The organism is Streptomyces sp. NPDC037401 (genome assembly GCF_055602345.1).
The window spans coordinates 1-23,804 of record NZ_JBVJWO010000037.1 but is presented as its reverse complement, the minus strand read 5'-3'; the positions used below and the strand labels follow the sequence as shown (position 1 = coordinate 23,804).

General features: G+C 72.2%; 19 protein-coding genes and 3 pseudogenes. 9 read left to right on the top strand and 13 right to left on the bottom strand.

The genetic code is table 11. The features are described from left to right. Positions 1–15 precede the first annotated feature (15 nt). From ACZ7H1_RS30660 to ACZ7H1_RS30635, 6 genes and pseudogenes are all read right to left on the bottom strand, one after another. Entirely contained in the window at positions 16–264 is a 249-nt protein-coding gene (locus ACZ7H1_RS30660; RefSeq protein ID WP_470791064.1) for an aldose epimerase family protein, read from the bottom strand. Positions 265–285: 21 nt separating this feature from the next. Next, positions 286–636 (bottom strand): annotated as a pseudogene (locus tag ACZ7H1_RS30655) (aldose epimerase family protein); the annotation flags it as partial. Between the two features lie 299 nt (positions 637–935). Then, complete coding sequence (yjfF, locus tag ACZ7H1_RS30650) at positions 936–1,958, bottom strand: galactofuranose ABC transporter, permease protein YjfF (protein WP_470791031.1); 1,023 nt, start codon at positions 1,956–1,958, stop codon at positions 936–938. Then, positions 1,955–3,055, bottom strand: a complete 1,101-nt coding sequence (locus ACZ7H1_RS30645; protein ID WP_470791030.1) for an ABC transporter permease — start codon at positions 3,053–3,055, stop codon at positions 1,955–1,957. The genes yjfF and ACZ7H1_RS30645 overlap by 4 nt, the downstream gene beginning before the upstream one ends. After that, positions 3,052–4,611, bottom strand: a complete 1,560-nt coding sequence (locus tag ACZ7H1_RS30640; protein WP_470791029.1) for a sugar ABC transporter ATP-binding protein — start codon at positions 4,609–4,611, stop codon at positions 3,052–3,054. Before ACZ7H1_RS30640 ends, ACZ7H1_RS30645 begins: the two co-directional genes overlap by 4 nt. 94 nt (positions 4,612–4,705) lie before the next feature. Continuing rightward, entirely contained in the window at positions 4,706–5,707 is a 1,002-nt protein-coding gene (locus ACZ7H1_RS30635) for an ABC transporter substrate-binding protein (RefSeq protein WP_470791028.1), read from the bottom strand. A 542-nt stretch (positions 5,708–6,249) separates the two neighbouring features. Between ACZ7H1_RS30635 and araB the strand changes: the two genes are divergently transcribed. From araB to ACZ7H1_RS30610, 5 genes and pseudogenes are all read left to right on the top strand, one after another. Next, a complete protein-coding gene (araB, locus tag ACZ7H1_RS30630) occupies positions 6,250–7,944 on the top strand; it encodes a ribulokinase (protein WP_470791027.1) in 1,695 nt (564 codons plus the stop codon). Positions 7,945–8,026: 82 nt separating this feature from the next. Continuing rightward, entirely contained in the window at positions 8,027–9,538 is a 1,512-nt protein-coding gene (araA, locus tag ACZ7H1_RS30625) for an L-arabinose isomerase (protein ID WP_470791026.1), read from the top strand. Between the two features lie 550 nt (positions 9,539–10,088). After that, positions 10,089–10,349 (top strand): annotated as a pseudogene (locus tag ACZ7H1_RS30620) (zf-HC2 domain-containing protein); the annotation flags it as partial. A 150-nt stretch (positions 10,350–10,499) separates the two neighbouring features. Continuing rightward, a pseudogene (locus ACZ7H1_RS30615) lies at positions 10,500–10,763 on the top strand (ATP-binding cassette domain-containing protein); the annotation flags it as partial. Positions 10,764–10,966: 203 nt separating this feature from the next. After that, on the top strand, positions 10,967–11,314 hold the full coding sequence (locus ACZ7H1_RS30610; RefSeq protein WP_470791070.1) for a hypothetical protein: 348 nt from the start codon (positions 10,967–10,969) through the stop codon (positions 11,312–11,314). Here ACZ7H1_RS30610 and ACZ7H1_RS30605 read toward each other — a convergent pair. Both ACZ7H1_RS30605 and xylB read right to left on the bottom strand, forming a co-directional pair. After that, a complete protein-coding gene (locus ACZ7H1_RS30605; RefSeq protein WP_470791025.1) occupies positions 11,311–12,522 on the bottom strand; it encodes an ROK family protein in 1,212 nt (403 codons plus the stop codon). The genes ACZ7H1_RS30610 and ACZ7H1_RS30605 overlap by 4 nt on opposite strands. Before the next feature lie 13 nt (positions 12,523–12,535). Further along, entirely contained in the window at positions 12,536–13,966 is a 1,431-nt protein-coding gene (gene xylB / locus ACZ7H1_RS30600) for a xylulokinase (protein ID WP_470791024.1), read from the bottom strand. A 93-nt stretch (positions 13,967–14,059) separates the two neighbouring features. Here xylB and xylA point away from each other — a divergent pair, with 93 nt between their 5' ends. Next, a complete protein-coding gene (gene xylA / locus ACZ7H1_RS30595) occupies positions 14,060–15,232 on the top strand; it encodes a xylose isomerase (protein WP_470791023.1) in 1,173 nt (390 codons plus the stop codon). A 403-nt stretch (positions 15,233–15,635) separates the two neighbouring features. Here the strand turns inward: xylA and ACZ7H1_RS30590 are convergent, their stop codons facing one another. The 3 genes from ACZ7H1_RS30590 to ACZ7H1_RS30580 form a co-directional block, all read right to left on the bottom strand. After that, positions 15,636–17,036 carry a GH1 family beta-glucosidase gene (locus tag ACZ7H1_RS30590; RefSeq protein ID WP_470791022.1) on the bottom strand — a complete coding sequence of 467 codons (1,401 nt, stop codon included), beginning with the start codon at positions 17,034–17,036 and terminating at the stop codon, positions 15,636–15,638. 107 nt (positions 17,037–17,143) lie between these two features. Continuing rightward, the gene (locus ACZ7H1_RS30585) at positions 17,144–18,127 is read right to left on the bottom strand and encodes an acetylxylan esterase (RefSeq protein ID WP_470791021.1); all 984 of its coding nucleotides are present in this window, start codon (positions 18,125–18,127) and stop codon (positions 17,144–17,146) included. Positions 18,128–18,276: 149 nt separating this feature from the next. Further along, positions 18,277–18,507: a hypothetical protein gene (locus tag ACZ7H1_RS30580; RefSeq protein ID WP_019327911.1), complete on the bottom strand. Its 231-nt coding sequence runs from the start codon at positions 18,505–18,507 to the stop codon at positions 18,277–18,279. A gap of 171 nt (positions 18,508–18,678) precedes the next feature. On the opposite strand from ACZ7H1_RS30580, the gene ACZ7H1_RS30575 reads away from it, so the two are divergent. Further along, positions 18,679–19,878 carry a bifunctional adenosylcobinamide kinase/adenosylcobinamide-phosphate guanylyltransferase gene (locus ACZ7H1_RS30575; RefSeq protein WP_019327910.1) on the top strand — a complete coding sequence of 400 codons (1,200 nt, stop codon included), beginning with the start codon at positions 18,679–18,681 and terminating at the stop codon, positions 19,876–19,878. Here the strand turns inward: ACZ7H1_RS30575 and ACZ7H1_RS30570 are convergent. Continuing rightward, positions 19,867–20,607, bottom strand: coding sequence for a class I SAM-dependent methyltransferase (locus ACZ7H1_RS30570; protein WP_109203094.1), 741 nt, complete (start codon positions 20,605–20,607; stop codon positions 19,867–19,869). The two genes, ACZ7H1_RS30575 and ACZ7H1_RS30570, sit on opposite strands and share 12 nt — an antisense overlap. A gap of 150 nt (positions 20,608–20,757) precedes the next feature. Here ACZ7H1_RS30570 and cobT point away from each other — a divergent pair, with 150 nt between their 5' ends. Then, a complete protein-coding gene (cobT, locus tag ACZ7H1_RS30565) occupies positions 20,758–21,831 on the top strand; it encodes a nicotinate-nucleotide--dimethylbenzimidazole phosphoribosyltransferase (protein WP_109203093.1) in 1,074 nt (357 codons plus the stop codon). A 379-nt stretch (positions 21,832–22,210) separates the two neighbouring features. Here the strand turns inward: cobT and ACZ7H1_RS30560 are convergent, their stop codons facing one another. Next, on the bottom strand, positions 22,211–22,948 hold the full coding sequence (locus ACZ7H1_RS30560) for a hypothetical protein (protein WP_062138878.1): 738 nt from the start codon (positions 22,946–22,948) through the stop codon (positions 22,211–22,213). Between the two features lie 80 nt (positions 22,949–23,028). Between ACZ7H1_RS30560 and ACZ7H1_RS30555 the strand changes: the two genes are divergently transcribed. After that, positions 23,029–23,804, top strand: a 776-nt coding sequence (locus ACZ7H1_RS30555; RefSeq protein ID WP_470791020.1) for an adenosylcobinamide-GDP ribazoletransferase, incomplete at its 3' end; no start/stop codon positions are given.

The following is a 23,804-nucleotide window of genomic DNA, read 5'->3' as shown; positions in this document are numbered from 1 at the left end:
CCGACGCCGCCCCTCTCAGACAGTGACCGTGGTGCAACTGTGGACCGTGGTGAAACTGTGGATCGTGGTGGACCGGTACAGCTCACCCGGGCGCAGGAGGACCGTCGGGTACTCGGGGCGGTTCGGGGAGTCGGGGAAGTGCTGGGCTTCCGGCGCGCCCCCCGCGTAGGCACGGTACGAGCTACCTCCCTTGCCCGTGATGTCACCGGTCAGGCCTTGGGCGGTGTAGATCTGGATGCCCGGTTCCGTGGTGCGCCCGTCCATGCGGCGGACCGCCTGGTACGACAGGGTCAGGTTGTCAGCCCGGTCCGGCGCGTAGGTGACGCGGACGTTCAGGGCACCGGGGAATCCCTGGTCGCCGTGGGGGCTGTGCAGGAACAGGCGGACACCGGTGCGGTGCGCGGAGTGGAAGGGTCCGCACCGCCACACGCGCTGGTCGAACCCGTCGGGACCGCCGTGCAGCGTGTGCCCGTTCTCCTGGGTGGCAAGCCGGTAGGTGACGCCGTCGAGGACGAGACGGCCACGCGCGATGCGGTTGGCACAACGGCCCACCGTCGCGCCGAAGTGGCGTGCCGAGGCCTCGAAGGCGGCGGGGTCGCGGGCGGCGAGCACCACATCGGCAGTGTGGGCCCCAGCGGTCCGGCAGGATCAGGGAATGGAGACGGGCGCCGCGCGTGTGGACCTCCGCGCGGGCCGGCCGGGGAAGCCGAACCGCCACCTCTCCCCCGTTCATTCATCGGCCGTGCGGAGGGGACGGCCCGTCCGCGGACAGGCGGCAGTCTGTCTGGGTCAGGCAGCCTGGTCGGCAGATTCGCGTGCGTGTTCCACGGCGGTGTTCCCTGGAAGTCGGTCCGTCCGAGGGCGTGCCGGGAAGCAAGCCGTGATCGCGGCACGCGAAGGCGGTGGCACGGGCTGATGGGCAGAGGAGCCGGGAGTCAGGCGGCGGCAGCGCGGCGTCCACTCATCAGCCGTTGCAGCACGATGAACACGAGCAGCAGGGCGCCGATGATGATCCGGGTCCACCAGGAGCTGAGCGTGCCCTGGAAGTTGACGACCGTCTGGATCATGCCGAGGACGAGCACGCCGAGGGCGGTGCCGAGGACGAAGCCGGAACCTCCGGTCAGCAGCGTGCCGCCGATCACGGTGGCGGCGATCGCGTCGAGTTCCATGCCCATGGCGTGGAGGGCGTAGCCGGAGAGCATGTAGAAGGTCAGCAGGAGGCCGCCGAGTGCGGAGCACAGGCCGCTGACGGCGTATACGGCCATCTTGGTGGAGGCCACGGGAAGGCCCATCAGGCGTGCGGAGGACTCATTGCCGCCCAGCGCGTACACGTTGCGGCCGAAGCGCGTGTGGTGCAGTACGACGAAGGCGATCACCAGCACGGCCAGGGCGATGACCACCGGGATCGAGACGAACAGTCCCCCGGGGCCGTACAGCCGGGTCTGCGCGATTCCCGCCGTGGTGGGGTCGCTGATCGTGATGGATTCGGTGCTGATCGTGTAGCAGAGCCCGCGGGCGAGGAACATGCCGGCCAGGGTGACGATGAACGGCTGGATCTCGAAGGTGTGGATGATCCAGCCCATGAGCGTCCCGCTCGCGGCGCCGACCAGCAGGACCAGTGGAATGACGGTGGCCAGGGGCCAGCCGTGTGACTCGACCAGCCAGGCGGTGATCATGGTCGACAGGGCCACCATGGAGCCGACGGACAGATCGATGCCGCCGGTGAGGATGACGAAGGTTGCCCCGACCGCGACGACCAGGAGGAATCCGTTGTCGATCAGCAGGTTCAGCACGACTTGCGCGGAGAGGAAGCCCTCGTAGCGCACCGATCCGACGCTGAACATGACGACCAGCAGGACGGCCGTGACGATCAGTGGGATACGGGTGCGGGTGCGCGGGGACACGGTCGCGAAGGGGCGGGTGAGTTGCGCGGCGGCGCTCGCGATGCTGGTACTCATGCGCGTACCTCCTGCTGCTGCGGGGCGGCGCCCGCCGAAGTGTGGGAGCGGGGAGCGGTTGTCCTGCGGCGGCGCAGGACCTTGGCCCGGAAGACCGGGGACTGCACGAGGCAGACGACGATGACGACGAAGGCCTTGAAGACGAGGGTGGTCTCGGGTGGAACGCCGAGGGTGTAGACGGTGGTGGACAGCGTCTGGATGATCAGGGCCCCCAGGACGGTGCCGCCGAGGGAGAAGCGTCCTCCGGTCAGGGCGGTGCCGCCGACGACGACGGCGAGGATCGCGTCGAGTTCGATCCACAGGCCGGCGTTGTTGCCGTCGGCACTGGAGACGTTGGAACTGATCATCAGCCCGGCGACGGCGGCGCACAGCGCACTGAATACGTAGACCACGGCGAGCAGACCGCCGGCGCGGATGCCGACCAGGCGGCTGGCGGCGGGGTTGCCGCCCACGGACTCGATCAGCATCCCCAGTGCGCTGCGACGGGTGATGAAGGCGGTGAGCGCGACGAGGGCGGCTGCCAGGAGGACGGCGAACGGGACGGTCAGCCAGTAGCCGCCTCCGATCATCTTGTAGGGGCCGCTGGTCACCGTGATGATCTGGCCGCCGGTGATCAGCTGGGCGACGCCACGGCCCGCGACCATGAGGATCAAGGTGGCCACGATGGGCTGCACCCCCAGCCCGGACACCAGGAAGCCGTTGGCGAGGCCCAGCACGAGGGCGACGCCGAGCGCGAGGGCGACGGCCGTGAGCATGGTGGCGACGCTGCCGGGATGTGCGGCGGTGGAGAGGTGCCCACAAGCGAGGGCCCCGGCGATGGCGACGGTGGAACCCACCGAGAGGTCGATGCCGCGGGTGGCGATGACGAGGGTCATGCCGAGCGCCACCAAGGTGAGGGGCGCGCCGAACTGGAGGATGTCGATGAGGCTGCCGTAGAGGTGGCCGTCACGTACGCGGACGGAGAAGAAGTCGTGGTGGAAAGCGAGGTTGCCGAGGAGCAGGGCGAGCAGGGCGAGCGTCGGCCACAGCAGGCGGTGGCCGGCCAGTCGTCTCCCGATTCCGCCGGCCGCCTCGGACTTGGCAGGCTGGGGGGTCATGAGTCCGCTCCGGTGGCGATGGTCGTGAGTATGCGTTCGGGCGTGACGCTGTCGTCGTTCGTGAGGGTGGCCACCATGCGATGGTCGCGGAGCACGGCGATGCGGTGGCTCAGGCGCAGGACCTCTTCGAGTTCCGCCGAGATGAACAGCACGGCGGTGCCTTCGCTCGCCAGACGGGCCACGAGTTTCTGGATCTCCGCCTTGGCCCCGATGTCGATGCCCCGGGTGGGTTCGTCGAGGATCAGGAGCCGGGGTTCCGTCAGCAGCCAACGGGCGAGGAGGGCTTTCTGCTGGTTGCCTCCGCTGAGGTGGCGTACCTGCGCTTCGGGGTCGGCGGGGCGGATGTCCAGGGCTTCGATCCAGTGCCGTGCCAGTTCGTCCTGTTTCGCACGGGCCAGCGGCCTGATCCAGCCGCGGGCGGCCTGCAGAGCGAGGATGATGTTCTCGCGGACCGTGAGCTCGCCCACCAGTCCCTCGGACTTGCGGTTCTCGGAGCAGAAAGCGATGCCTCGGGCGATGGCGTGGCGGGGGGTGCGCAGGAGTACCTTCTTGCCCTCGATGCTCACTTCTCCGGCGTCCGCGCTGTCCGCGCCGAACAGGAGGCGCGCCACCTCGGTGCGGCCTGAGCCCAGGAGGCCGGCCAGTCCGATGACCTCGCCGGCATGGATGTCGAGGTCGTACGGTTCGATCGAGCCCGTGCGGGTCAGTTGTCGTGCCTGGAGGAATGGCTCGCTGGTCGCCCGTTCGGCCGCTTGCTCGTGGGCACGGTCGGACAGCTGGTCGAGGGTGGCCAGTTCTCGGCCGATCATGCGCTGTACCAGCGTCACCGGAGTGAGTTCGCCGATGGGGTACTCGCCTTCCAGGCGGCCGTTGCGCAGGACGGTGACGCGGTCGCAGAGATCGAATACCTGGTCGAGGAAGTGCGTGACGAACAGGATGGCCACGCCGCGGTCCCGCAGGCGCCGCACCAGGGTGAAGAGCTGGGCGACCTCCTCGCGATCCAGGCTGGAGGTGGGTTCGTCCAGCACGAGCACCTTCGCCGAGACGTCCACCGCCCGAACGATGGCGACCAGCTGCTGAACCGCCAGGGAGTGCGAACCGAGCAGACTGGTGACGTCCAGGTCGAGGTCCAGCTCCGTCAGCAGCTCTGCCGCCCGCTGCCGCATCGCGGACCAGCGGATGAGGCCGAGCCTGCGCGGTTCCCGCCCGATGAGGATGTTCTCGGCGACCGAGATGTTCGGGCAGAGGTTGACCTCCTGGTAGACGGTGCTGATTCCGGCCCGCTGCGCCTGGAGGGGGTCTCCGAACGTGTGAGGCCGGCCGTCGACGAGGATGGTGCCGCCTTCAACGGGGTGGACACCGGTGAGCGCCTTGATCAAGGTGGACTTCCCGGCGCCGTTCTCGCCCATCAGGGCGTGCACCTCACCGGGGAAGAGCCGCAGGGCGACCCCGTCGAGGGCGAGCACGCCCGGGAACTGCTTGCGGATGTCCCGGGCTTCCAGGACCGGCCGCGGGCCGCCGGCGTCCGCGGGCCGCGGGGTGGACGGGGATGCCATCCGCCCTCCTCTCATGGGTGGGGTGGTGGAGCGGGCTCCGGACGGTGAAGGAGGCACCGGGGCCGGGCCTCCTCCGGCACCGGAACGTGCGGTCTCAGTAGTTCCGGGACGGCAGCGCGGCCGCGGCCTTGTCCTGCGGGAAGACACCCTCCTCGGTCTCGACACGAGTCGGGACGTTCTCCCCCGCCACGACCTTCTTGGCCAGATCCATCAGCTGGTCACCGAGCATCGGGTTGCACTCCACCACGACGTTGATCTTGCCCTCGGTCATCGCGACGAAGGCGTCCTTGATTCCGTCCACCGAGATCACCTTGATGTCCGTCCCGGGCTTCTTGCCGGACTCCTCGATGGCCTGGATGGCGCCGAGGGCCATGTCGTCGTTGTGGGCGTAGAGGACGTCGATGTCCTCCTGGGACTTCAGGAACGCCTGCATGACTTCCTTGCCCTTGGCGCGGGTGAAGTCGCCCGACTGCGAGGCAACGATCTTGAACTTGCTGTCAGTGCGGATGACGTCGGCGAAGCCGGCCTTGCGGTCGTTGGCGGGCGCGGAGCCCGTGGTGCCCTGGAGCTCGACGATGTTGACCGGGCCCTGCTCGTTCGCGTACGCGCCGGTCAGCCACTCGCCCGCGGACTTGCCCTCCTTGACGAAGTCCGAGCCCAGGAAGGTCTTGTAGAGGGAGGTGTCCTTGGTGTCCACGGCGCGGTCGGTGAGGATGACCGGGATGCCTGCATCCTTGGCCTCCTTCAGCACCGTGTCCCAACCGGACTCCACGACCGGCGAGAAGGCGATGACGTCGACCTTCTGCTGGATGAAGGTGCGGATCGCCTTGATCTGGTTCTCCTGCTTCTGCTGCGCGTCGGAGAACTTGAGGGTGATCCCGGCCTTCTTCGCCGCCTCCTGGACGGACTTGGTGTTGGCGGTACGCCAACCGCTCTCGGCGCCGACCTGGGCGAAGCCCATCGTGATCGTGCCGTCGGAGCCTCCCTTGGCCCCTGAGGAGGGGGAGCCGGAGGCGGGGCCCTCGGTCGAGCAGGCGGTCAACGCCGAGGAGGCGAGAAGGGCGGCGGTGAGGACGAGAGCTGCTCTGCGAGCCATGTCGAGTGTCCTTTCAGGGTGTACGGAAGAGGCGCCGTGCGGCCGGGGCCGGGCTTTGCCCACCAGGAGTCCAGGGGTGCCGCCGCGCTGCACGACGGCCGGCGCGGTCGGCGTCGGGGTCGGGTCGGGGTCGGCAGGAGAGGGAGACCCTTGGGAAGAGAGCGCTGTCGCATTGTGAGCGTTAACAAGCCCCGTTCTCAACCCCCTTGCGCGCGTTACCTGTCCGTTATCGCGCCGGGTGCGGCAATGAGGCGGGCTCCATCCTTCGCGACACCGTCGACCTCGACCCGACCATCCGATGAAGCCTCAACCCGCGCCATGTCAACGACCGATTCACTCGGACCGTCAGACGCATACGGAGGCCGCTGCACCGATGGAGCTCACATACGACCCCACGCAGACCTCTTGCCCATCGATATTGTTAGCGCTCACAATGCGTTTGGACCACCCGGCCGACCGCCAGGATTGCGGGCGGCAACTCCGCCTGCCGGGCCGCCTGTCGGGCCGCCTGCCGCCCCACGGCTCCTTCGAAAGGCACTCTGTTGACGTCACCCCATCCCCTCGCGCCCACCCCGTATTCCGAGGAATCGGAGCAGTACACGGTCGGCGTCGACTTCGGCACGCTGTCGGGCCGCGCCGTGGTGGTGCGGGTTCGCGACGGTCAGGAGCTGGCCGCGGCGGTCCACGCCTACCGGCACGGCGTCATCGACCGGCACCTGCCGCACGGCGGTGCGCTACTGCCTCCGGACTGGGCCCTGCAACACCCCCAGGACTGGCGGGACGTACTGCGTCGCGCCGTCCCGGAGGCCGTGGCGGCGGCCGGGGTCGATCCTGCCGCGGTGATCGGCATCGCCACCGACTTCACCGCGTGCACCGTCCTGCCCACACTGGCCGACGGAACTCCCCTCGCCGAGACGGAGCTCGCCGGACGCCCGCACGCGTGGCCCAAGCTGTGGAAGCACCACGCAGCCCAGTCACATGCCGACCGCATCAACGAACTCGCCCACGCCCGCGGGGAGAAGTGGATCGCCCGCTACGGCGGCCGGATCTCCTCCGAGTGGCAGTTCGCGAAGGCCCTCCAGGTCTTGGAGGAGGATCCGCTCGTCTACGAAACCTGCGCGCGGTGGATCGAGGCTGCCGACTGGATCGTGTGGCAGCTCACCGGAACCGAGTCCCGCAACGCCTGCACGGCCGGGTACAAGGGCATCCACCAGGACGGCGCCTACCCGAGCGAGGAGTACCTGGCCGCACTGAACCCCCGGTTCGCCGACTTCGCACGCACCCGCCTCGAATTCCCCCTCTCTGCGCTGGGCTCACGAGTGGGCTCGCTCAGCACCGAGGCAGCAGTTTGGACAGGGCTGCGCCCCGGCATCGCCGTGGCCGCGGGCAACGTCGACGCCCACGTCACCGCAGCGGCGGCCCAGGCCGTCGAGGACGGTCAACTGCTCGCCATCATGGGCACCTCCACCTGCCACGTCGTGAACGCTCCCGTCCTCGCCGACGTCCCCGGCATCTGCGGTGTCGTCAACGGTGGGATCGTCGAGGGAACCTACGGCTACGAGGCCGGCCAGAGCGCGGTCGGCGACATCTTCGCCTGGGTGCTGGACCAAGGCGTCCCGTCGGACTACCTCGCCGAGGCCGCCGACCGCGGCGAGGACCTGCACACCCTGCTGACCCGGAAGGCCGCCCGACAGCCGGTCGGCGGCCACGGACTGGTCGCCCTCGACTGGCTGAACGGCAACCGTTCCGTCCTCGTCGACCACCACCTCTCCGGAGTCATCGTGGGTCTCACCCTCGCGACCCGCCCCGAGGACGTCTACCGCGCGCTGCTCGAGGCCACCGCGTTCGGCACCCGCGTCATCGTGGAGGCCCTGGAGACGGGCGGCGTACCGGTGAACGAGTTCATCGTCGCCGGCGGGCTGGCCAAGAACGAACTGCTGATGCAGATCTACTCCGACGTGCTGCGCCGCCCCGTCTCCCTCGCCGCGTCCGACCAGGGCCCCGCCCTGGGGTCGGCCATCCACGCCGCCGTAGCGGCCGGCGCGCACACCGACGTGCGAACCGCCACCGCCGCCATGGGCCGCCGACGGCCCGCCGTCTACACGCCCGACGCCTCCCGAGCCGACGCCTACGACGCCCTCTTCGCCGAATACCGGCTCCTGCACGACCACTTCGGCACCGGCGGTCTGCTGCACCGCCTGAGGAACATGCGCGACACGGCCCACACCGCGGGCTGACCCCGCCCCCCGTTCGTTCCCGCTTCCCCACCGCGCCCGCCGCCCTCACCACCGTTGCGGGACGTCACCTTCAGGAGTCCATGTGCCCAGCCGAACATCCCCCGCCCAGGAAATCTGGTTTCTCACCGGCAGCCAAGGCCTGTACGGGGAGGAGACGCTGAAGCAGGTCGCCGAACAGTCGCGACAGATCGCCACCGCGCTGGCGGACGCCTCCGGCATTCCCGCGCGCGTGGTGTGGAAGCCGGTACTGACCGACGCCGACGCCATCCGCCGGGTGTGCCTCGACGCGAGCGCCGACGACCGGTGCATCGGGCTCATGGCCTGGATGCACACCTTCTCGCCGGCCAAGATGTGGATCGCCGGACTGGACGCGCTGCGCAAGCCGTTGCTGCATCTCCACACCCAGTCGAACGTGGCCCTGCCCTGGGACACCATCGACATGGACTTCATGAACCTGAACCAAGCCGCGCACGGGGACCGCGAGTTCGGGCACATCCAGTCCCGTGTCGGCGTACCCCGCAAGACCGTGGCCGGCCACGTCACCGACCCTGTGACGACCGCACGCATCGCGGTCTGGGCGCGGGCAGCCGCCGCACGATCCGAACTGGCCACCCTCAAGGTCGCCCGCTTCGGCGACAACATGCGCGACGTGGCCGTCACCGAGGGCGACAAGGTCGAGGCCCAGCTGCGCTTCGGCGTTTCCGTAAACACCTACGGCGTCAACGAGCTGGTGGAGGTCGTCGACAGCGCGGACGAGACCGAGGTGACTTCCCTCGTCAAGGAGTACGAGGACCTGTACCACCTGGCGCCGGAACTACGGCCCGGAGGCGAACGGCACGACTCGCTGCGTTACGCGGCCCGCATCGAAGCCGGCCTGCGCACCTTCCTGGAAGCGGGCGGCTTCAGGGCCTTCACCACCAACTTCGAGGACCTGGGCGGACTGCGCCAGCTGCCCGGCCTCGCGGTCCAGCGGCTCATGGCCCAGGGGCACGGCTTCGGAGGAGAGGGCGACTGGAAGACCGCCGTCCTGCTGCGCGCCCTCAAGGTGGCCGCCACCGGCCTCCCAGGCGGCACCTCCTTCATGGAGGACTACACCTACGACCTGACACCGGGCAACGAGCTCATCCTCGGCGCACACATGCTGGAAGTCTGCCCCACCCTCGCGGCGGCCAGGCCCAGCTGCGAGATCCACCCGCTCGGCATCGGAGGGCGGGAGGACCCGGTGCGCCTTGTGTTCGACGCCGCCCCCGGCCCGGCCGTGGTGGTCGGCCTCGCCGACCTCGGCGACCGCTTCCGCCTGATCGCCAACGACATCGACGTGGTGGCACCCCCTCACCCGCTGCCCGCCCTGCCCGTTGCCCGCGCGGTCTGGCGGCCCCACCCCGACCTGCGGACCTCCACCGAATCCTGGCTGACGGCCGGAGGACCGCACCACACCGTCCTCAGCACCGCCCTCACCTCCGACCACCTCGACGACCTGGTGGAAATGCTCCGCCTGGAACTCGCGCTCATCGACGAGACCACCACCCCGAAGCAGTTCCGGCGCGACCTCCGCTGGAACCAGGCGTACTACCGGCTGGTACGAGGACTGTGAACCCGTTGAAGTGAGCCGCCGGGCGTCAGCGGGCGTCTTCCACCACTTGACCACAGACCCGGGCCCTTGCTGACCCTTCAGGCGCAGTCCGGTGTACCTCCAGAACCAGTGGCGGCGCATCAAGCGCGTCAACGAGGTCGATCCCCGCGGCGCGCAACTTGTGCACCGTCAGGCCGGTCTCGTCGAACGGGTGTCGCCGCTTGCCCAGACACGCGCACGACGTGACCGGCCGATTCCGTCGGATGCACCCGTGCGGAGGAGGGGCGGCCGTAGACGCGCATCCTCCGGAACCGGTTGGTGTCCGCCCAGCTGCATGGAGTGGAGATCCTCGACACCCGGGACCGACTGAAGGCCCTGCTCAGCACGTATGCGGTGGACCGTTCGAGTGGAGATCTCAAGCCGCGGCTCGGGGTGGTGACCTGGAACCAGCACATGAGCGTGCTGGGCAAGTTCTACCGGCTGTACGACGCCGAGTCCGTGGCCCGCGTCGAGCTGGTCCTCACCCTGCGGGAGCTGGGCCTCGGGCTCGACGACGTGCGCAGCACCAGGTGCAGCCCGGCTCTGGGCGCCGAGGCCGTCCTTCACCTCGACGACCCTGGCACTCGGCGGTGTCGTCGGCGTGACCCGTGCGGCCGTTGCGCTGGTGGCGGTGTGGGCCGTCCTAGTCGTGGCGCCGACCCTGGCCGCCAGCCGTACGGCCTTCGCCCTGCAGACGGACGGTCTGCCCGTGTGGGGGCTGATCCTCGCGCTCGCCATCGGTGTCGTGATCGCGCGCAGGAGAGCGTACTCCGTGCTGGGAGCCCATCGATGACGACCGGTCCGGCCAGTGTGTCCTTACCCAGCGATCTCGTCGCGCGCATCCCGATGAGTGGCTGAAACACCACAGCCACACCGGCACCCCTGGATCTCTCGACCCTGCGAGTGACCGAAATCAACCCACCAACGACGCAAGGAACACCACATGATGACCGCGGTGAGCGCGGCTGACATCGCGCCGGCGGCCTACGCCTGGGAGATCCAGGCCACCGGGCTGAAGGTCAGAGTCGGCAGGAACCGGATGGCCGTCGACGGGCTCGACCTGAAGCTCGGCAGCGGCGTACACGGACTCCTCGGCCCCAACGGGGCGGGCCAGACCAACCTCATCCGGACACTGGCCTCCGTCCTGCGCCCCACCGGGGGCACCCTGGAGCTGCTCGGCGAGTCCGCGGGCGCCATGGGCGAGCACCCCCGGACCGACACCGGCGAGCCCGTGGCTTTCACAGCATGGCCGGAGCTGCGGAAGCCCGAGGGGCCGGAGACGTCCGCCGATCCGGTCCTCGCGACTGTCTGGGAGCACTGCCGCGAGACCGCACCGCTGCGCGACGGCGAGCACCTCTCCGTCGCGCGCTCCCTCCCGACGGCCGGCAGGAGCCGTCGCCGATCACGGACATGCTGCTGCACCGGGTGCTCGCCCAGATCCTGCACTCGAAGAAGAACCTGGCCTGGTCCTACGTCGCCCTGGCCGGTATGCAGTGGTGGCGCCCGTTCTTCACCCGCCTCGACCAGCATCCGCTCGCTTCTGCACCCGGCACCGGTGAGCCGGCTGCACTGAGCCGCACCGAGTTCGAGCATGCCCTCCACGAAGCCTTCAGGAACTGGCACCGACCGGCTGCGCTCCAAGCCAACCCGCTCACCCGCAGCGCACTGCTCGCCGGATACGAGGAGGCAGACCTCGCGGCCCGAGTGCGGCACGGGCTGCTGGACGCCGTCGACGCACTGCGCGAGTCAGAGCACTAGCTGGCAGGCAGGCGGGTGGGATCGGCGATGATCTGTCGAACGGTCGACCATGCCGCGCCCAGCACCGGTCCGCGGCGCCCCAGCGCGGAGGGGCGCACCGCCTCCGGGGTCCAGGGCCGGACGGTGACCCGGGCGGCCAGTTCGGCGCGTATCGACGGGAGGAGCCAGTCGGCGAGTTCGGCGTAGGCGCCGCCCAGAACGAGGGAGTCCGGGTCGATCAGGTTCACTGCCGAGGCGAGGGCGAGTCCCAGGGCCCGTCCGGCGCGGTCCAGGGCGCGAAGGGTCGACGCGTCCCCGGCGCCTGCCCGTTCGGCCAGCAGGGCCACCGGGTCGCCGACGTGTCCCAGCCCGGCCTCGCGCAGCACGGCCGCTTCGCCCGCGTACTGCTCCAGGCAGCCGCGTGCCCCGCAGGCGCAACGGGCGCCTTCCGGGTGGACGGGCAGGTGGCCGAGTTCGCCTGCGAAGCCGCGGGCGCCCCGGAACAGCTGCCCGCCGATGACCAGTGCGGCACCGATTCCGGCCTCGGCGGAGACGTGTACGAAGGTCTCGGCGGGGTGCCCCTGGTGCCACTGCTCGGCCAGCGCCCCGAGGTTGGCCTCGTTCTCCGGCTCGGGCACGGTGCCGGGGTCGGGCCAGTGGTCGGCGGGGCGGACCGCCTGCCAGCCGAGGTTGGGCGCGTTCGCGATCAGCCCGCTCGGCGCGTTCGGCACCACCCCCGGCACGGCCAGGACGCGGCCCTCGACGCGCAGGCCGAGGACGGCGGCCTCGGCCTCCGCCTCGGCGCCCAGCGCGGCGGCCTCCGCCAGCACCTGCCCGGCCGGCCGGCCGGCGTTGGCCCGCTCCACCCGACGCCACACCCGGGGTTCACCGCGCAGGTCCACGACGCACGCGGCGAGATGGGTGACGCCGATCTCCAGGCCGAGGCCCGCGGGACCCCGATCGCTCAGGGTCAGTGCCCGTCCGGGGCGGCCGACCCGTCCGCTGGGCGCGGTCTCCGTCTCGGTCAGCGCTCCGCGACCGATGAGCTCGTCGACCATGGAGGAGACGGCCGGCCTGGTCAGGCCCGTGTGCCCGGCGACGTCCGCCCGGGAGAGCGGGCCGTGCGCGGCGACTGCGCCGATCACCACCGCGAGGTTCTGCCGACGCATCCCCTGCTGCGAGGCGGGCGCGGCGTCCACGCCCCCGCTCGCCCTGCCGATCCCCGTCATTGACCCGACCCTCCTATCGCCCTCCCGGCGGGACCTCCTGCAACGCCCGCGCCCGCCGCAGCGTACTGGTGATCCGTTCGAGCGTGTCGTCGTCACGGGTCACGGGTTCCAGCACCCGGCCCTCGGCGGTCCGCCAGCGCCGGGCGACGGCGTCGGCAGGCTCACCGGTGAGCAGTGCGGCGGCCTGGGCGGCGGCCCCGAGCGCGACCGGTTCCTGGGCCGCGGGCACCTGAACCGCTCGACCGGACAGCCGCAGGACGGTCCGCTGCCAGGCCCGGCCGCGGGCTCCGCCGCCGATCAGCAGCAGGGGTTCGTCGGGGGCGGGTTTCTCGCCTCCGGCACGCAACACGTCGTCCAGGGCCGCGAGCAGGGCTTGGGCGGCGCCGTCGTAGGCGGCCTGGAGCAGCTGTCCCGGCGTGGTGTCGTGGCGCAGGCCGTGGACCAAGCCGGAAGCACCCGGGAGGTCCGGAGTGCGCTCGCCGTCCAGATGGGGAAGCACCACCACCGTGCCGCCACCCTCGACGTCCTCGCGGTCGCGGCCGACGAGGGCGGCGAAGCGGTCCACGGCGAGGGTGCAGTTGAGCGTGCAGGCGAGCGGCAGCCAGCCGCCGAGGGCATCGGCGAAGCCGGCGACGGTTCCGCTCGGGTCGGTGGGCCGGGTCCGGCCGACGGCGTAGACGGTGCCGGAGGTACCGAGGCTCAGCACCGGACGTCCGGGCGTCAGGCCCAGCCCGAGGGCGGCCGCCATGTTGTCACCGGTCCCGGTGGCCACCAGCACGCCCTCGCGCAGTGGCATCCCTGCTCGGACGACGCCCGCCCGGGCGCCCGGCGGGAGGACCTGTGGCAGTAGCCCGGGGTCGAGGCCGATCCGGCCGAGGACGTCCTGGTCGTAGCCGTCCGGGCCCCACCAGCCGGTTCCCGACGCGTCACCGCGGTCGGTGACCGCCTCGCCGGTCAGCCGCTCCGTCAGGAAGTCGTGGGGAAGCCGGACGGCCGCGACGCGGTCTGCTGCGGCACGCTCGTTGGCGCGCAGCCAGGCCCACTTGGCGGCCGTGAAGGCGGCCGTCGGGACGCTGCCGGTGCGGCGGGCGAGCTCTGCCGGGCCGAACGCGGCTGCGAGTTCGGCGGCCTGCGGGGCGGAGCGGACGTCGTTCCACAGCAGCGCCGGGCGCACCGGCCGGCCCGCCGTGTCGAGGGTGACCAGGCCGTGCTGCTGGCCGGCGATCGAGCAGGCGGCGGCACGATCCGCCCAGCCGGTGCCCACCATGGCCTCGCCGAGCCCCCACCACCACTGGTCGGGGTCGCTCTCGCGTCCGGCGCCCGCGCTGACGGCGTGCGCGGCGCGGCCTTCGCCCAGGACGGCGCCGGTTTCCAGGTCGACGGCGAGGGCCTTGGTGGACTGGGTCGAGCTGTCGACACCGATCACGACACGCTGTGCAGACATGCGTTCCTCCGGTGGGGTTCCTTCTGGCGTCTCGGCATACTAATTTGTTTTTCGTCATTACAAATAGCCCTCGGCCCTGATCCGGAGCGCCTCATGACCAGCGACCCGCTCGTCCCCACTCCCGCGCACAGGTTCACCTTCGGCCTGTGGACCGTCGGCTGGCAGGGCCGGGACCCCTTCGGTGACGCCACCCGAGCCGCCCTCGACCCGGTCGAGACCGTGCAGCGGGTGGCCGAACTCGGCGCCTACGGCGTCACGTTCCACGACGACGACCTGATCCCCTTCGCCGCCGACGGCACCGCACGCGAGCAGGCGGTCAAGCGCTTCCGCACCGCACTCGACACGGCCGGGTTGAAGGTGCCGATGGCCACCACCAACCTCTTCACCCACCCGGTGTTCAAGGACGGCGCTTTCACCGCCAACGACCGGGACGTGCGCCGGTACGCGCTGCGCAAGACGATCCGCAACATCGACCTGGCCGTGGAACTCGGTGCCTCGGTCTACGTCGCCTGGGGCGGCCGCGAGGGCGCCGAGTCGGGCGCGGCCAAGGACGTGCGCACCGCCCTCGACCGGCTGAAAGAGGCCTTCGACCTACTGGGCGAGTACGTCGAGAACCAGGGTTACGACCTGCGCTTCGCGATCGAACCCAAGCCCAACGAGCCACGCGGCGACATCCTGCTGCCCACCATCGGCCACGCCCTGGCGTTCATCCACGAGTTGGACCGGCCCGAGCGGGTCGGCCTCAACCCGGAGGTCGGCCATGAGCAGATGGCCGGGCTGAACTTCCCGCACGGCATCGCCCAGGCCCTGTGGCACGGCAAGCTGTTCCACATCGACCTCAACGGCCAGTCCGGCATCAAGTACGACCAGGACCTGCGCTTCGGAGCGGGCGACCTGCGCCAGGCCTTCTGGCTGGTCGACCTGCTGGAGTCGGCCGGCTACGACGGGCCCCGTCACTTCGACTTCAAGCCGCCGCGCACCGAGGACTCTGCCGGCGTCTGGGCCTCGGCGGCCGCATGTATGCGCAACTACCTGCTTCTGGCGGAGCGTTCCCGCGCCTTCCGGGCCGATCCGGAGGTCCGGGCCGCGCTCGCCGCCTCCCGACTGCCCGAACTTGCGCTCCCCACCGCCGAGGACGGCCTGGCCGGGCTACTGGCCGACCGGTCCGCCTTCGACGAGTTCGACGTCGATGCCGCCGCCCGCCGCGGCATGGCCTTCGAACAGCTGGACCAGCTCGCCCTCGAACACCTCCTCGGCGCCCGCTGAGCCGGTGTGCCCATGAACCGGGCCGTGACGTTCCACGGCCCGGCTCCGCCACGAGGGAACCGCCAGGGGCCGACAGAGGCCGCCGCGCAGTGACTCGGCCATGGCGTTGAAGTGCGACTCGCAGTCGCCGACCCAGTACGCCGAAGTCGGCCTTGAAGCGCGTACTCCGGCCCCCGCCGCACCGAACCGGCGTGGTGCGTGACGCGGACCCCGATCACGCCCTCGGCCGGCGACCGGCACTCGACGGTCGGCAACAGACCGTTGAGCGTGTCGCCGCGGCCGCGCACGTGCTCCACCGGCGCGTGGAGGGTCATCCGGTGTTCGTCGGCCCGGACGTCCGCGACCTCGGTGGCGTAACGCGTGGTGAACCTCGGGGGCATCAGCCAGTAGCCGTCGGTGAACTTCATCGTGCAGGTTCCTCCGTCCGCGCGCGGTGCGCGGTGATCAGGCCCCGGTACCAGTGGTAGCTGTCCTTGGGCGTTCGGGTCAGGGCGTCGTAGTCGACGTGGACCAGGCCGAAACGCTGGCCGTAGCCGCGCGCCCACTCGAAGTTGTCCAGCAGCGACCGGACGTAGTAGCCGCGCACGTCCACCCCTGCGGAGATGGCGTCGGCGACGGCGGCGAGGTGGTCCGCGAGGTAGTCGATCCGCTCGGTGTCATGGACCCGGCCGTCGGGGCCGACGGTGTCTCCCTCGGCGGAGCCGTTCCCGGTGATCCAGACCGGCGGAAGCCGCGGGTAGCGGGCGTGGAGTTCACGGAGCAACTCTGTGAGCGCGTCCGGGACGACGGGCCATCCCATGGTGGTGTGCCGGGCCCGGTACCGGTCCAGCTCGGTGACGCCGATGTCCACGGCGGTGCGCACTTCGGGGTCGGCCTCGCCGTGGGGGGCGGCGGCGAACGTCACCGGGCGGTAGAAGTTGACTCCGAGGAAGTCCAGCGGGGCGCCGATCAGTTCCAGGTCGCCCGGCAACCGCCAGGGGCCGTCTGCGAAGCCGGCCCAGGTCTCGCCCTCGTGCGCGGGGTAACGGCCCGCGAGGAGCGGCTCGGTCCAGACCTCGTTGTGGAGGACCTTGGCCCGGCGCAGGGCGGCCCGGTCCTCGGGGAGGGCGGAGGCGAGATGGATGCGGTCGAGGTTGAGGGTGATCCCGGCCTCCTGGGCGCCCGCGGCGCGCAGCTCCCGTATCGCGAGGCCGTGGGCGACCAGCAGGTGGTGGGCGGCCGCCAGCGCGCCGCGGCCCTCCTCGGCACCGGGTGCGTGCCGCCCCTCGGCGTAGCCGGCGAAGGCGGAGCAGTACGGCTCGTTGAGGGTGATCCAGCGCTCCACCCGGTCCCCGTAGCGCTCGGCCGCGAGGGCCGCGTACTGCGCGAACGCCTCGGCGGTCTCCCTGACGCGCCAGCCGCCGCGGCCCTCCAGGGCTTGGGGCAGGTCCCAGTGGTAGAGAGTGGCGGCGGGTGCGACTCCGGCGGCCAGCAGCTCGTCGATCAGGCGGTCGTAGAAGTCCAGGCCCTTGGCGTTGACCGGCCCGGTGCCCCCGGGCAGCAGGCGGGGCCAGGCGATCGAGAAGCGGTAGCTGTCGACGCCGAGCCCGCGCAGCAGGGCCACGTCCTCGCGGTAGCGGTGGTAGTGGTCGCAGGCGGTGTCGCCCGTTGCACCGTCGAGCGTACGGCCGGGGGTGTGGCTGAAGGTGTCCCAGATGGACGGGCCTCGGCCGTCCTGGTCGTGGGCGCCCTCGATCTGGTAGGCGGCGGTCGCGGCACCGAAACAGAACCCGGTGGGCAGTTCCGGGAAGGCCGGGGTGCTCATGGGCAGTACCTCATGGGTCTGTCGTGCTCCTCGGTCTCGGGGGCGGGGCTCAGTGCGTGGGCGCGCGGGGCCTCGCCCGGTCTGCCCGGTCCGGTGGTGCGGGGCGGTCAGAGCGCCGGGGCCACGTCGCGCTCGCGCAGCCAGGCCAGTTGGACGGGCGGGTTGGAGCCGTGGCCGCCGCCGTGGTCGCCGAACGGCCACACGGTCATGGTGCGGTCCTCGCCCGCGTAGTGGTTGAAGGCGGCGTAGACCGTGGAGGGCGGGCAGACCGGGTCCATCAGGCCCACGCTGAACAGCGTCGGCACGGTGGCCCGCCGGGCGAAGTGGACGCCGTCGAAGTGGTCGAGGGTGGCGAAGGCCGGTTCCACGCGGTGGCGGCTGTGCCAGCGCAGGTACTTGACGATCTCCTGGTACGGGCCGTCGCCGCAGATCGCGGCAGCGTGGCGGAAGTGGCACAGGAACGGGAGGTCCGGCATCGCCGCCGCCACGCGGTCCCCGGCGAGACCGGCGACGGCGAGCGCCAGACCGCCGCCCTGGCTGGCTCCGGCCACCACGATCCGACGGCCGTCGAGTCCGGGCAGCTCCGCGACCGCGTCCACGGCTCGCACGCAGTCGGTGACCAATCGCCGGTAGTAGTAGGTGTCGGGAGAGTCGATGCCGCGGGTCATGAAGCCCTCGACCCACTGCGTGCCGTCGCCCATGCCCCGGTCCGGGGTGTCGTGGCCCTGGCCCCGGCTGTCGACGACGAGTTGGGCGTAGCCGGCGGCGGACCAGAACAGGTGGTCGGTGGGCAGTCCCCGTCCGCCGCCGTAGCCCATGTAGGTAACGACGACCGGCAGCGGTCCGGCCGCGTTGCGCGGGCGCAGCAGCCAGGCGGCCACCGGCTCGCCGTTCCAGCCGGGGAAGCGCACGTCGTCGACCTCGACGGTGTTCAGCAGGTGCTGGGCGGTGACCCGTTCCACCTTGATCGCCGCGTCGTGCGCCCGGGCTTCGGCAAGGGTCCGCCGCCAGAAGGCGTCGAAATCCCTCGGATCGGACAACTTTGGCCGGTAGCCGACGAGTTCGTCCGCGTCGAGGTCGGTGAGCGGCATGGGGCTTCCTCCGGTCGGAGAGGTGACGAGGCAGCGGAGCTCGGCGGACACAGGGAGCCTTGCCTCGCAGGTCCGGGCGCTGGTGTGGGGGGGGGGGGGGGGGGGGGGGGGGGGGGGGGGGGGCCCCCCCCCCCCCCCCCCCGCACCGCTCAGTCCTCCGCCGGCTCCTGGGCCTCCTCGGCGTGCAGGCTCATCGGCCCGTAGATCTCGGTGGAGTCCTCGAACAGCCGCACCTGGTCCGTGCCGCCCTCCTTGAGGTCCTTCCAGTGCTCCCCGATCCAGGACTCGGCGTCCCCTTGCGTGGTGAACTCCTCGGGCTGCACCGCGGGCTGGACCTCCGTCCCGTCGGCCGCCTCGAACCGCCACGTCCATGCCGCCATGTACGCCTCCAAGATGTGAGCACATGCAGAGCGGAAGCCGGATCTTGGTCCGGCCTCCGCCCGCAGCCTATGCGCTGAGCCGTTCGCGTCGTAGCAGGCCCGAAGGACTGCCCCCGCCCCATAGGGGGTCTCGGGCGCGCACACCACTGCCCCACCGGGGAAAATCGGGGCGTGGACGTGACTCTGCTCGGCACCGGTGCCCCCGCGGGACTCCCCCGCCCCGACTGTCCCTGCGCGGCCTGTGCCGCCGCGCAGGGCGAGAACGCGCGCGCGGCGACCGCGCTGCTGGTGGACGGAGCCCTGCTGCTGGACCTCACCCCGGGTGCCGCGTTCGCCGCCGCACGCGCCGGGCACTCCCTGACCGGCGTACGCCAGGTGCTGCTGTCGCACCCGCACGACGGCCCGGCGCTGGAGGTGCCGGCCGGTCTGCCGCAGCCGGGCCGGGTGCCGGACGGCCGGGAGCTGGCGCTGCTGACCGGTCACCGGGTGCGGGCGGTCGCGATGGACGCGCCGGGCACCGGGTACGCCGTGACCGGCCCGGACGGACAGCGTCTCCTCTACCTGCCCCCGGGCGGCGCTCCGGCCGGCCTGGAGGAGCCCGCCGAGCCGTACGACATGGTCCTGACGGACGTCGTGGGCCGTCCGGACGCCCTGGCGAGGCTGCGCGGGGCGGGCGCGGTGGGCGCCACCACGGACGTGGTCGCCGTCCATCTGGGGCACGACGTGCCGCCGGGCCGGGAACTCGCCCGCCGGCTCGCCGCGGCCGGGGCACGGGCCGTGCCGGACGGCACCACGCTGGTGGTGGGCGCGTACGAGGACGTGCCCGACGTACCGCGCCGCACCCTGGTGCTGGGCGGCGCCCGCTCGGGCAAGTCGGTGGAGGCCGAACGTCGGCTGGAGTCCTTCCCGGAGGTGCTGTACGTCGCGACCGGCGGCACCAGGGGCGGGGACACCGAGTGGGCGGACCGGGTCCGCACCCACCGCGAGCGACGACCGGGCTCCTGGCGCACGGTCGAGACCTGTGATCTGGTCCCCCTCCTCAAGGACGACGGAGCGCCCCTCCTCATCGACTGCCTGTCCCTGTGGCTGACGGACGCGATGGACGCGGTGGGCGCCTGGGACGACGCGGAGTGGGCCGACGGCGGCGAACGGGCCCTGCGCGACCGGGTGCGGGACCTGACGGAGGCGGTACGCGCCACCCGGCGCACGGTGGTCGCCGTGTCGAACGAGGTCGGCTCGGGCATCGTCCCGGCCACGGCCTCCGGGCGCCGCTACCGGGACGAACTCGGCCGCCTCAACGCCGCCTTCGCGCACGAGTGCGAACAGGTGCTGCTGGTGGTGGCGGGCCAGGCCCTCGTCCTACGCGGCTGAGACGGCGCCCTTGCGCGCGATGACGCGCCGGCTCCGCGGCCCGGTGAGCACCGTGCAGCCCAGCGCGGCCAGTTCACCGCGCACGCCGGCCGGAAGGGCGAGCAGCCGCCGCGGGTCCGCCACGTCGACGAGCAGATGACCGCCCGGCCGCAGCACGTGCAGCGCGGCCCGCAGTTCGGCACGCGGGTCCGGGACCCGTTCCAGTTGCTGGAAGAGGCTCACCACGTCGTAGCGGCACCGCAGCCGGGCCTGGATGTGCGGGTCCGTCAGCCGGCCGACGAACGCCTCCTCGATCCGCTCGACGGCACGGGCCCGCAGCACCCGGTGGGTGGGGTCGAGACCGTCGAAGGAGGTGTACGGGAAGCAGGATCGCGCGGCGTGGGGGAAGTCGGCGTCCCCGGTGCCGACGTCCAGCCAGCCCTCGGGTTCCGGGCAGCGGCGGCGCATCGCGCGGGCGGCCAGCCGGTGCCGGAGAGCGGAGCAGGCCCGGACGACCGGGTGGCCGGGGCCGGGGTCGAGCGGCGGGTTGCGGAAGCCGTGCCCGCACTCCAGGCAGCGTTCGAGGACGGACCGACCGGGAGCGGCCCGGCGCGGGTCCTGCCCGAACAGTCGGGAACGCAGCCGCCGGGACCCGCACCAGGGGCAGTCCGCGCGGTGCGGACCGTACCGGGGGACGGGCGGCACCGCGGGCACGGGAGGGGGCGCCGAGGGGGCGGGGGGTGCGGACATGGGCGGCTCCCGACGCGCTGAGAAAGCGGCAACGACAATTCAGGCAAAACGTTACGTAGGTGATCGCCGCCCGGGGCGCAACGACGCCGCCCGGGCGCGGTGCGTACGGGCCGTCCGTGGTGTTCGATCCCGCCCGGTACTGTTCGGCGAATGAGCTCGCTGAATCTCGACGACTTCACCGATCTGATCGAGCGCCCCGACGGCGGGACGCGCCGCGACGCCGAGGCGCGCCGTGCGCGTCAGGTCGTCCCGCCCGGGTCGCTGGGACGCCTGGACGACCTGGGCGAGTGGCTGGCCGCGGCACGGGCCGTCGTACCGGTGCGGCCGGTCGAGCACCCCCGGGTGGTGCTCTTCGCCGGTGATCACAAGGTGGCCGAGCTGGGCGTCTCGGCACGGCCCGCGGGCAGTGCGGCCGAGCTGGTGCGCGACGTCGTCGAGGGCGGGCGGCCCGTGTCGGTGCTCGCCCGGCGTCTCGGCGTACCGGTGCGGGTCGTCGACATGGCCCTGGACTGCGACCCGCAGTCGCTCCCCGCGGAGGTCACGGCGCACCGGGTGCGGCGCGGCGCCGGACGCATCGACGTCGAGGACGCGCTGACCCTGGAGGAGGCGGAGGCCGCCTTCCGGGCCGGGATGGCGGTCGCCGACGAGGAGGCCGACTCCGGTACGGATCTGGTGGTACTGGGCGACGTGAGCGTGGGCGGCACGACGGCGGCGGGCGTGCTGGTCGCCGCGCTGTGCGGCACGGACGCGTCGGTCGTCACCGGGCGGGGCGGGCTGGCGATCGACGACCTGGCCTGGATGCGCAAGTGCGCGGCGATCCGCGACGCGCTGCGGCGTGCCCGGCCGGTCCTCGGGGACCAGCTCCAGCTGCTCGCGACGGTGGGCGGCGCGGACCTGGCCGCGATGACGGGCTTCCTGCTGCAGAGCGCGGTACGGAAGACGCCGGTGATCCTGGACGGGGTCGTGACGGCCGCGTGCGCGCTGGTCGGGCAGCGGGTCGCCTTCCGGGCCCCGGACTGGTGGCTGGCGGCGCACGACAGCGGGGAGCCGGCCCAGGCCAAGGCGCTGGACCGGATGGCCATGGAGCCGCTGCTGTCCCAGGGGCTGACGGTGGGTGAGGGGGCGGGGGGCCTGCTGGCGCTCCCCCTGGTACAGGCCGCGGCGGCCCTGTCCGCGGAGCTGCCGGAGCTCCCCGACGGGGGCGAGGAGGAGAACGACGCCTGAGGCCACCCGGCGAGGGTGCGGGCCGGGGGGCGTCGCGCGGCCCGGCGTAGCGGGGTGCCGCTGCGCCCACCCGTGCCGCCCCAGCGGCACGACTGCCCGCAGCTGGGTGGGATGACTGCCCGCAGCGGCGGCAGCTGAGGCAGTTACGTGAGGCGGGCGGGTAGCCGCGTACGGCGGGAAGGGGACGTGTCGGGGGGTGTCCGCCCGCAGCGGTTGGCGCGTCCGCGCCGTTCAGATCTGTGGCCGACCGATTTCGCGCCGTTCCGAGGACGGACACCCCCCGGCGCGGCCCCGACCCACAACGAACCGCACGCGCTACGCGCACCCCCACCGAACCCGCACAGGCCGCCGCAGGCACCCCCGCCCAACCGCCGGAGGCCTACGCGTCGGGACGCCCCCCGATCCAGTCCTGCACCGCACGGCGCGGCCCGGACCAACGGCGGTCGTGGCGGTAGGCCCGCAGGTGGGCCTTGGCCCGGGCGTGCGGCCGGCGGCCGTAGAAGCGGCGGGCCCAGAAGGAGCCCGGCCGGGCCAGGCGGACCGCGCCGATCAGAGCGACGAACGGCACGATCACCCCGAAGACCGCGAGCCGCGTCTTGCCCTTCGCCAGGGCCAGGAGCGAGAGGACGAAGTTCCCCGCGACGGTCGCGATGACGTTGGCCCGGTCCCGCAACTCGTCCTGCGTCATGCCGTCCACCCCGAACGGGGTGAAGCCGGCGAGGAGGAGGCCGACCAGCGCGGCGGTGACCACCACGACCTCCACGCTCTTGCGCCCCGCCTCCGTCCAGTACACGTCGTCGAGGTGCAGGATCAGCGCGAACTCGTCCAGGACCAGACCCGCCCCGATCCCGAAGACCACCGCGGCGAGCGCGGAGCCGACCCCGTGCCGGCCCCCGGCGACGGCGGCGAAGCCGCCCACCACGGTGAGGACGACCCCGGGGACCACGTGGTGCACGTGCACTCCGCCCGCCCGGACGTTGCCGAAGGGCCCCTTGCCCGCCCGGATGAGCCGGGTGACGACCCGCGTGATCACGAACGTCAGCGTGAAGGCCGCCAGGGCGAGGAGCAGCGGCAGCTTCCCGGGTTCCATGATGTTGCGCTGCCACCAATCTCCCATATGCGCACTTTATCCCCGGTCACCCCTGGTCACCCCTGGTCGCCGCCGACGCCCGCACGACCGCCGGGTAGTCTGCGCCGGTGCTCAGGACCCCCTCCCCCGACGGCCTCCGCTTCGCCTTCGGCACCCTCACCGTCTTCCCGGTCGAGGTGACCCGCTGGGACCGCGAGGCGGCGCGCGCCGGCATGCTGTGCGCCCCGCTGGCCGGCCTCGCCGTCGGCGTCACGGCCGCCGCGGCCGGGCTCCTGCTGCTGCTCCTCGGCGCGGGCACCCTGCTCGCCGCCGTCGCCGCCGCCGCCGTACCCGCCGTGCTCACCCGCGGTCTGCACCTGGACGGGCTGGCCGACACCGCAGACGGACTCGGCAGCGGCAAGCCCGCCGAGGACGCGCTGCGGATCATGAAGCAGTCGGACATCGGCCCGTTCGGCGTGCTCACCCTGGTCTTCGCCCTGCTGGCCCAAGTCGCCGCGCTGGCGCAGGTCTACGACGCGTCCTGGGCGCACGGCGCGCTCGCCGCCGTGGTCTCGGCGACCGCCGCCCGGCTGGCACTGACCCTCGCCGCCCGCACCGGAGTGCCCGCCGCCCGCCCGGAGGGGCTGGGGGCGGCGGTCGCGGGGGTGGTGCCGACGGGCGCCGCCGCGACGGTCACCGCCGTCGTCGCGGCGGCTGCGGCCGGGGCCGGCGCGTTCCTCGGGGCGTACGACGCGGTCCGCGCGGCGCTCGCCGTGCTGTGCGCCGTCGCCGTCGCCGAACTCCTCCTGCGCCACTGCGTCCGCCGCTTCGGCGGGGTCACCGGCGACGTCTTCGGCGCGGTGGCGGAGACGGCGGCCGGCACCGCCCTCGTCGTGCTGGTCCT

Excerpts from the sequence above, each read along its gene's own strand:
- ACZ7H1_RS30660 (WP_470791064.1), bottom strand. The coding sequence starts at position 264 with ATGGACGGGCGCACCACGGAACCGGGCATCCAGATCTACACCGCCCAA.
- yjfF (WP_470791031.1), bottom strand. The coding sequence starts at position 1,958 with ATGAGTACCAGCATCGCGAGCGCCGCCGCGCAACTCACCCGCCCCTTC.
- ACZ7H1_RS30645 (WP_470791030.1), bottom strand. The coding sequence starts at position 3,055 with ATGACCCCCCAGCCTGCCAAGTCCGAGGCGGCCGGCGGAATCGGGAGA.
- ACZ7H1_RS30640 (WP_470791029.1), bottom strand. The coding sequence starts at position 4,611 with ATGGCATCCCCGTCCACCCCGCGGCCCGCGGACGCCGGCGGCCCGCGG.
- ACZ7H1_RS30635 (WP_470791028.1), bottom strand. The coding sequence starts at position 5,707 with ATGGCTCGCAGAGCAGCTCTCGTCCTCACCGCCGCCCTTCTCGCCTCC.
- ACZ7H1_RS30610 (WP_470791070.1), top strand. The coding sequence starts at position 10,967 with ATGCTGCTGCACCGGGTGCTCGCCCAGATCCTGCACTCGAAGAAGAAC.
- ACZ7H1_RS30605 (WP_470791025.1), bottom strand. The coding sequence starts at position 12,522 with ATGACGGGGATCGGCAGGGCGAGCGGGGGCGTGGACGCCGCGCCCGCC.
- xylB (WP_470791024.1), bottom strand. The coding sequence starts at position 13,966 with ATGTCTGCACAGCGTGTCGTGATCGGTGTCGACAGCTCGACCCAGTCC.
- xylA (WP_470791023.1), top strand. The coding sequence starts at position 14,060 with ATGACCAGCGACCCGCTCGTCCCCACTCCCGCGCACAGGTTCACCTTC.
- ACZ7H1_RS30590 (WP_470791022.1), bottom strand. The coding sequence starts at position 17,036 with ATGAGCACCCCGGCCTTCCCGGAACTGCCCACCGGGTTCTGTTTCGGT.
- ACZ7H1_RS30585 (WP_470791021.1), bottom strand. The coding sequence starts at position 18,127 with ATGCCGCTCACCGACCTCGACGCGGACGAACTCGTCGGCTACCGGCCA.
- ACZ7H1_RS30580 (WP_019327911.1), bottom strand. The coding sequence starts at position 18,507 with ATGGCGGCATGGACGTGGCGGTTCGAGGCGGCCGACGGGACGGAGGTC.
- ACZ7H1_RS30570 (WP_109203094.1), bottom strand. The coding sequence starts at position 20,607 with ATGTCCGCACCCCCCGCCCCCTCGGCGCCCCCTCCCGTGCCCGCGGTG.
- cobT (WP_109203093.1), top strand. The coding sequence starts at position 20,758 with ATGAGCTCGCTGAATCTCGACGACTTCACCGATCTGATCGAGCGCCCC.
- ACZ7H1_RS30560 (WP_062138878.1), bottom strand. The coding sequence starts at position 22,948 with ATGGGAGATTGGTGGCAGCGCAACATCATGGAACCCGGGAAGCTGCCG.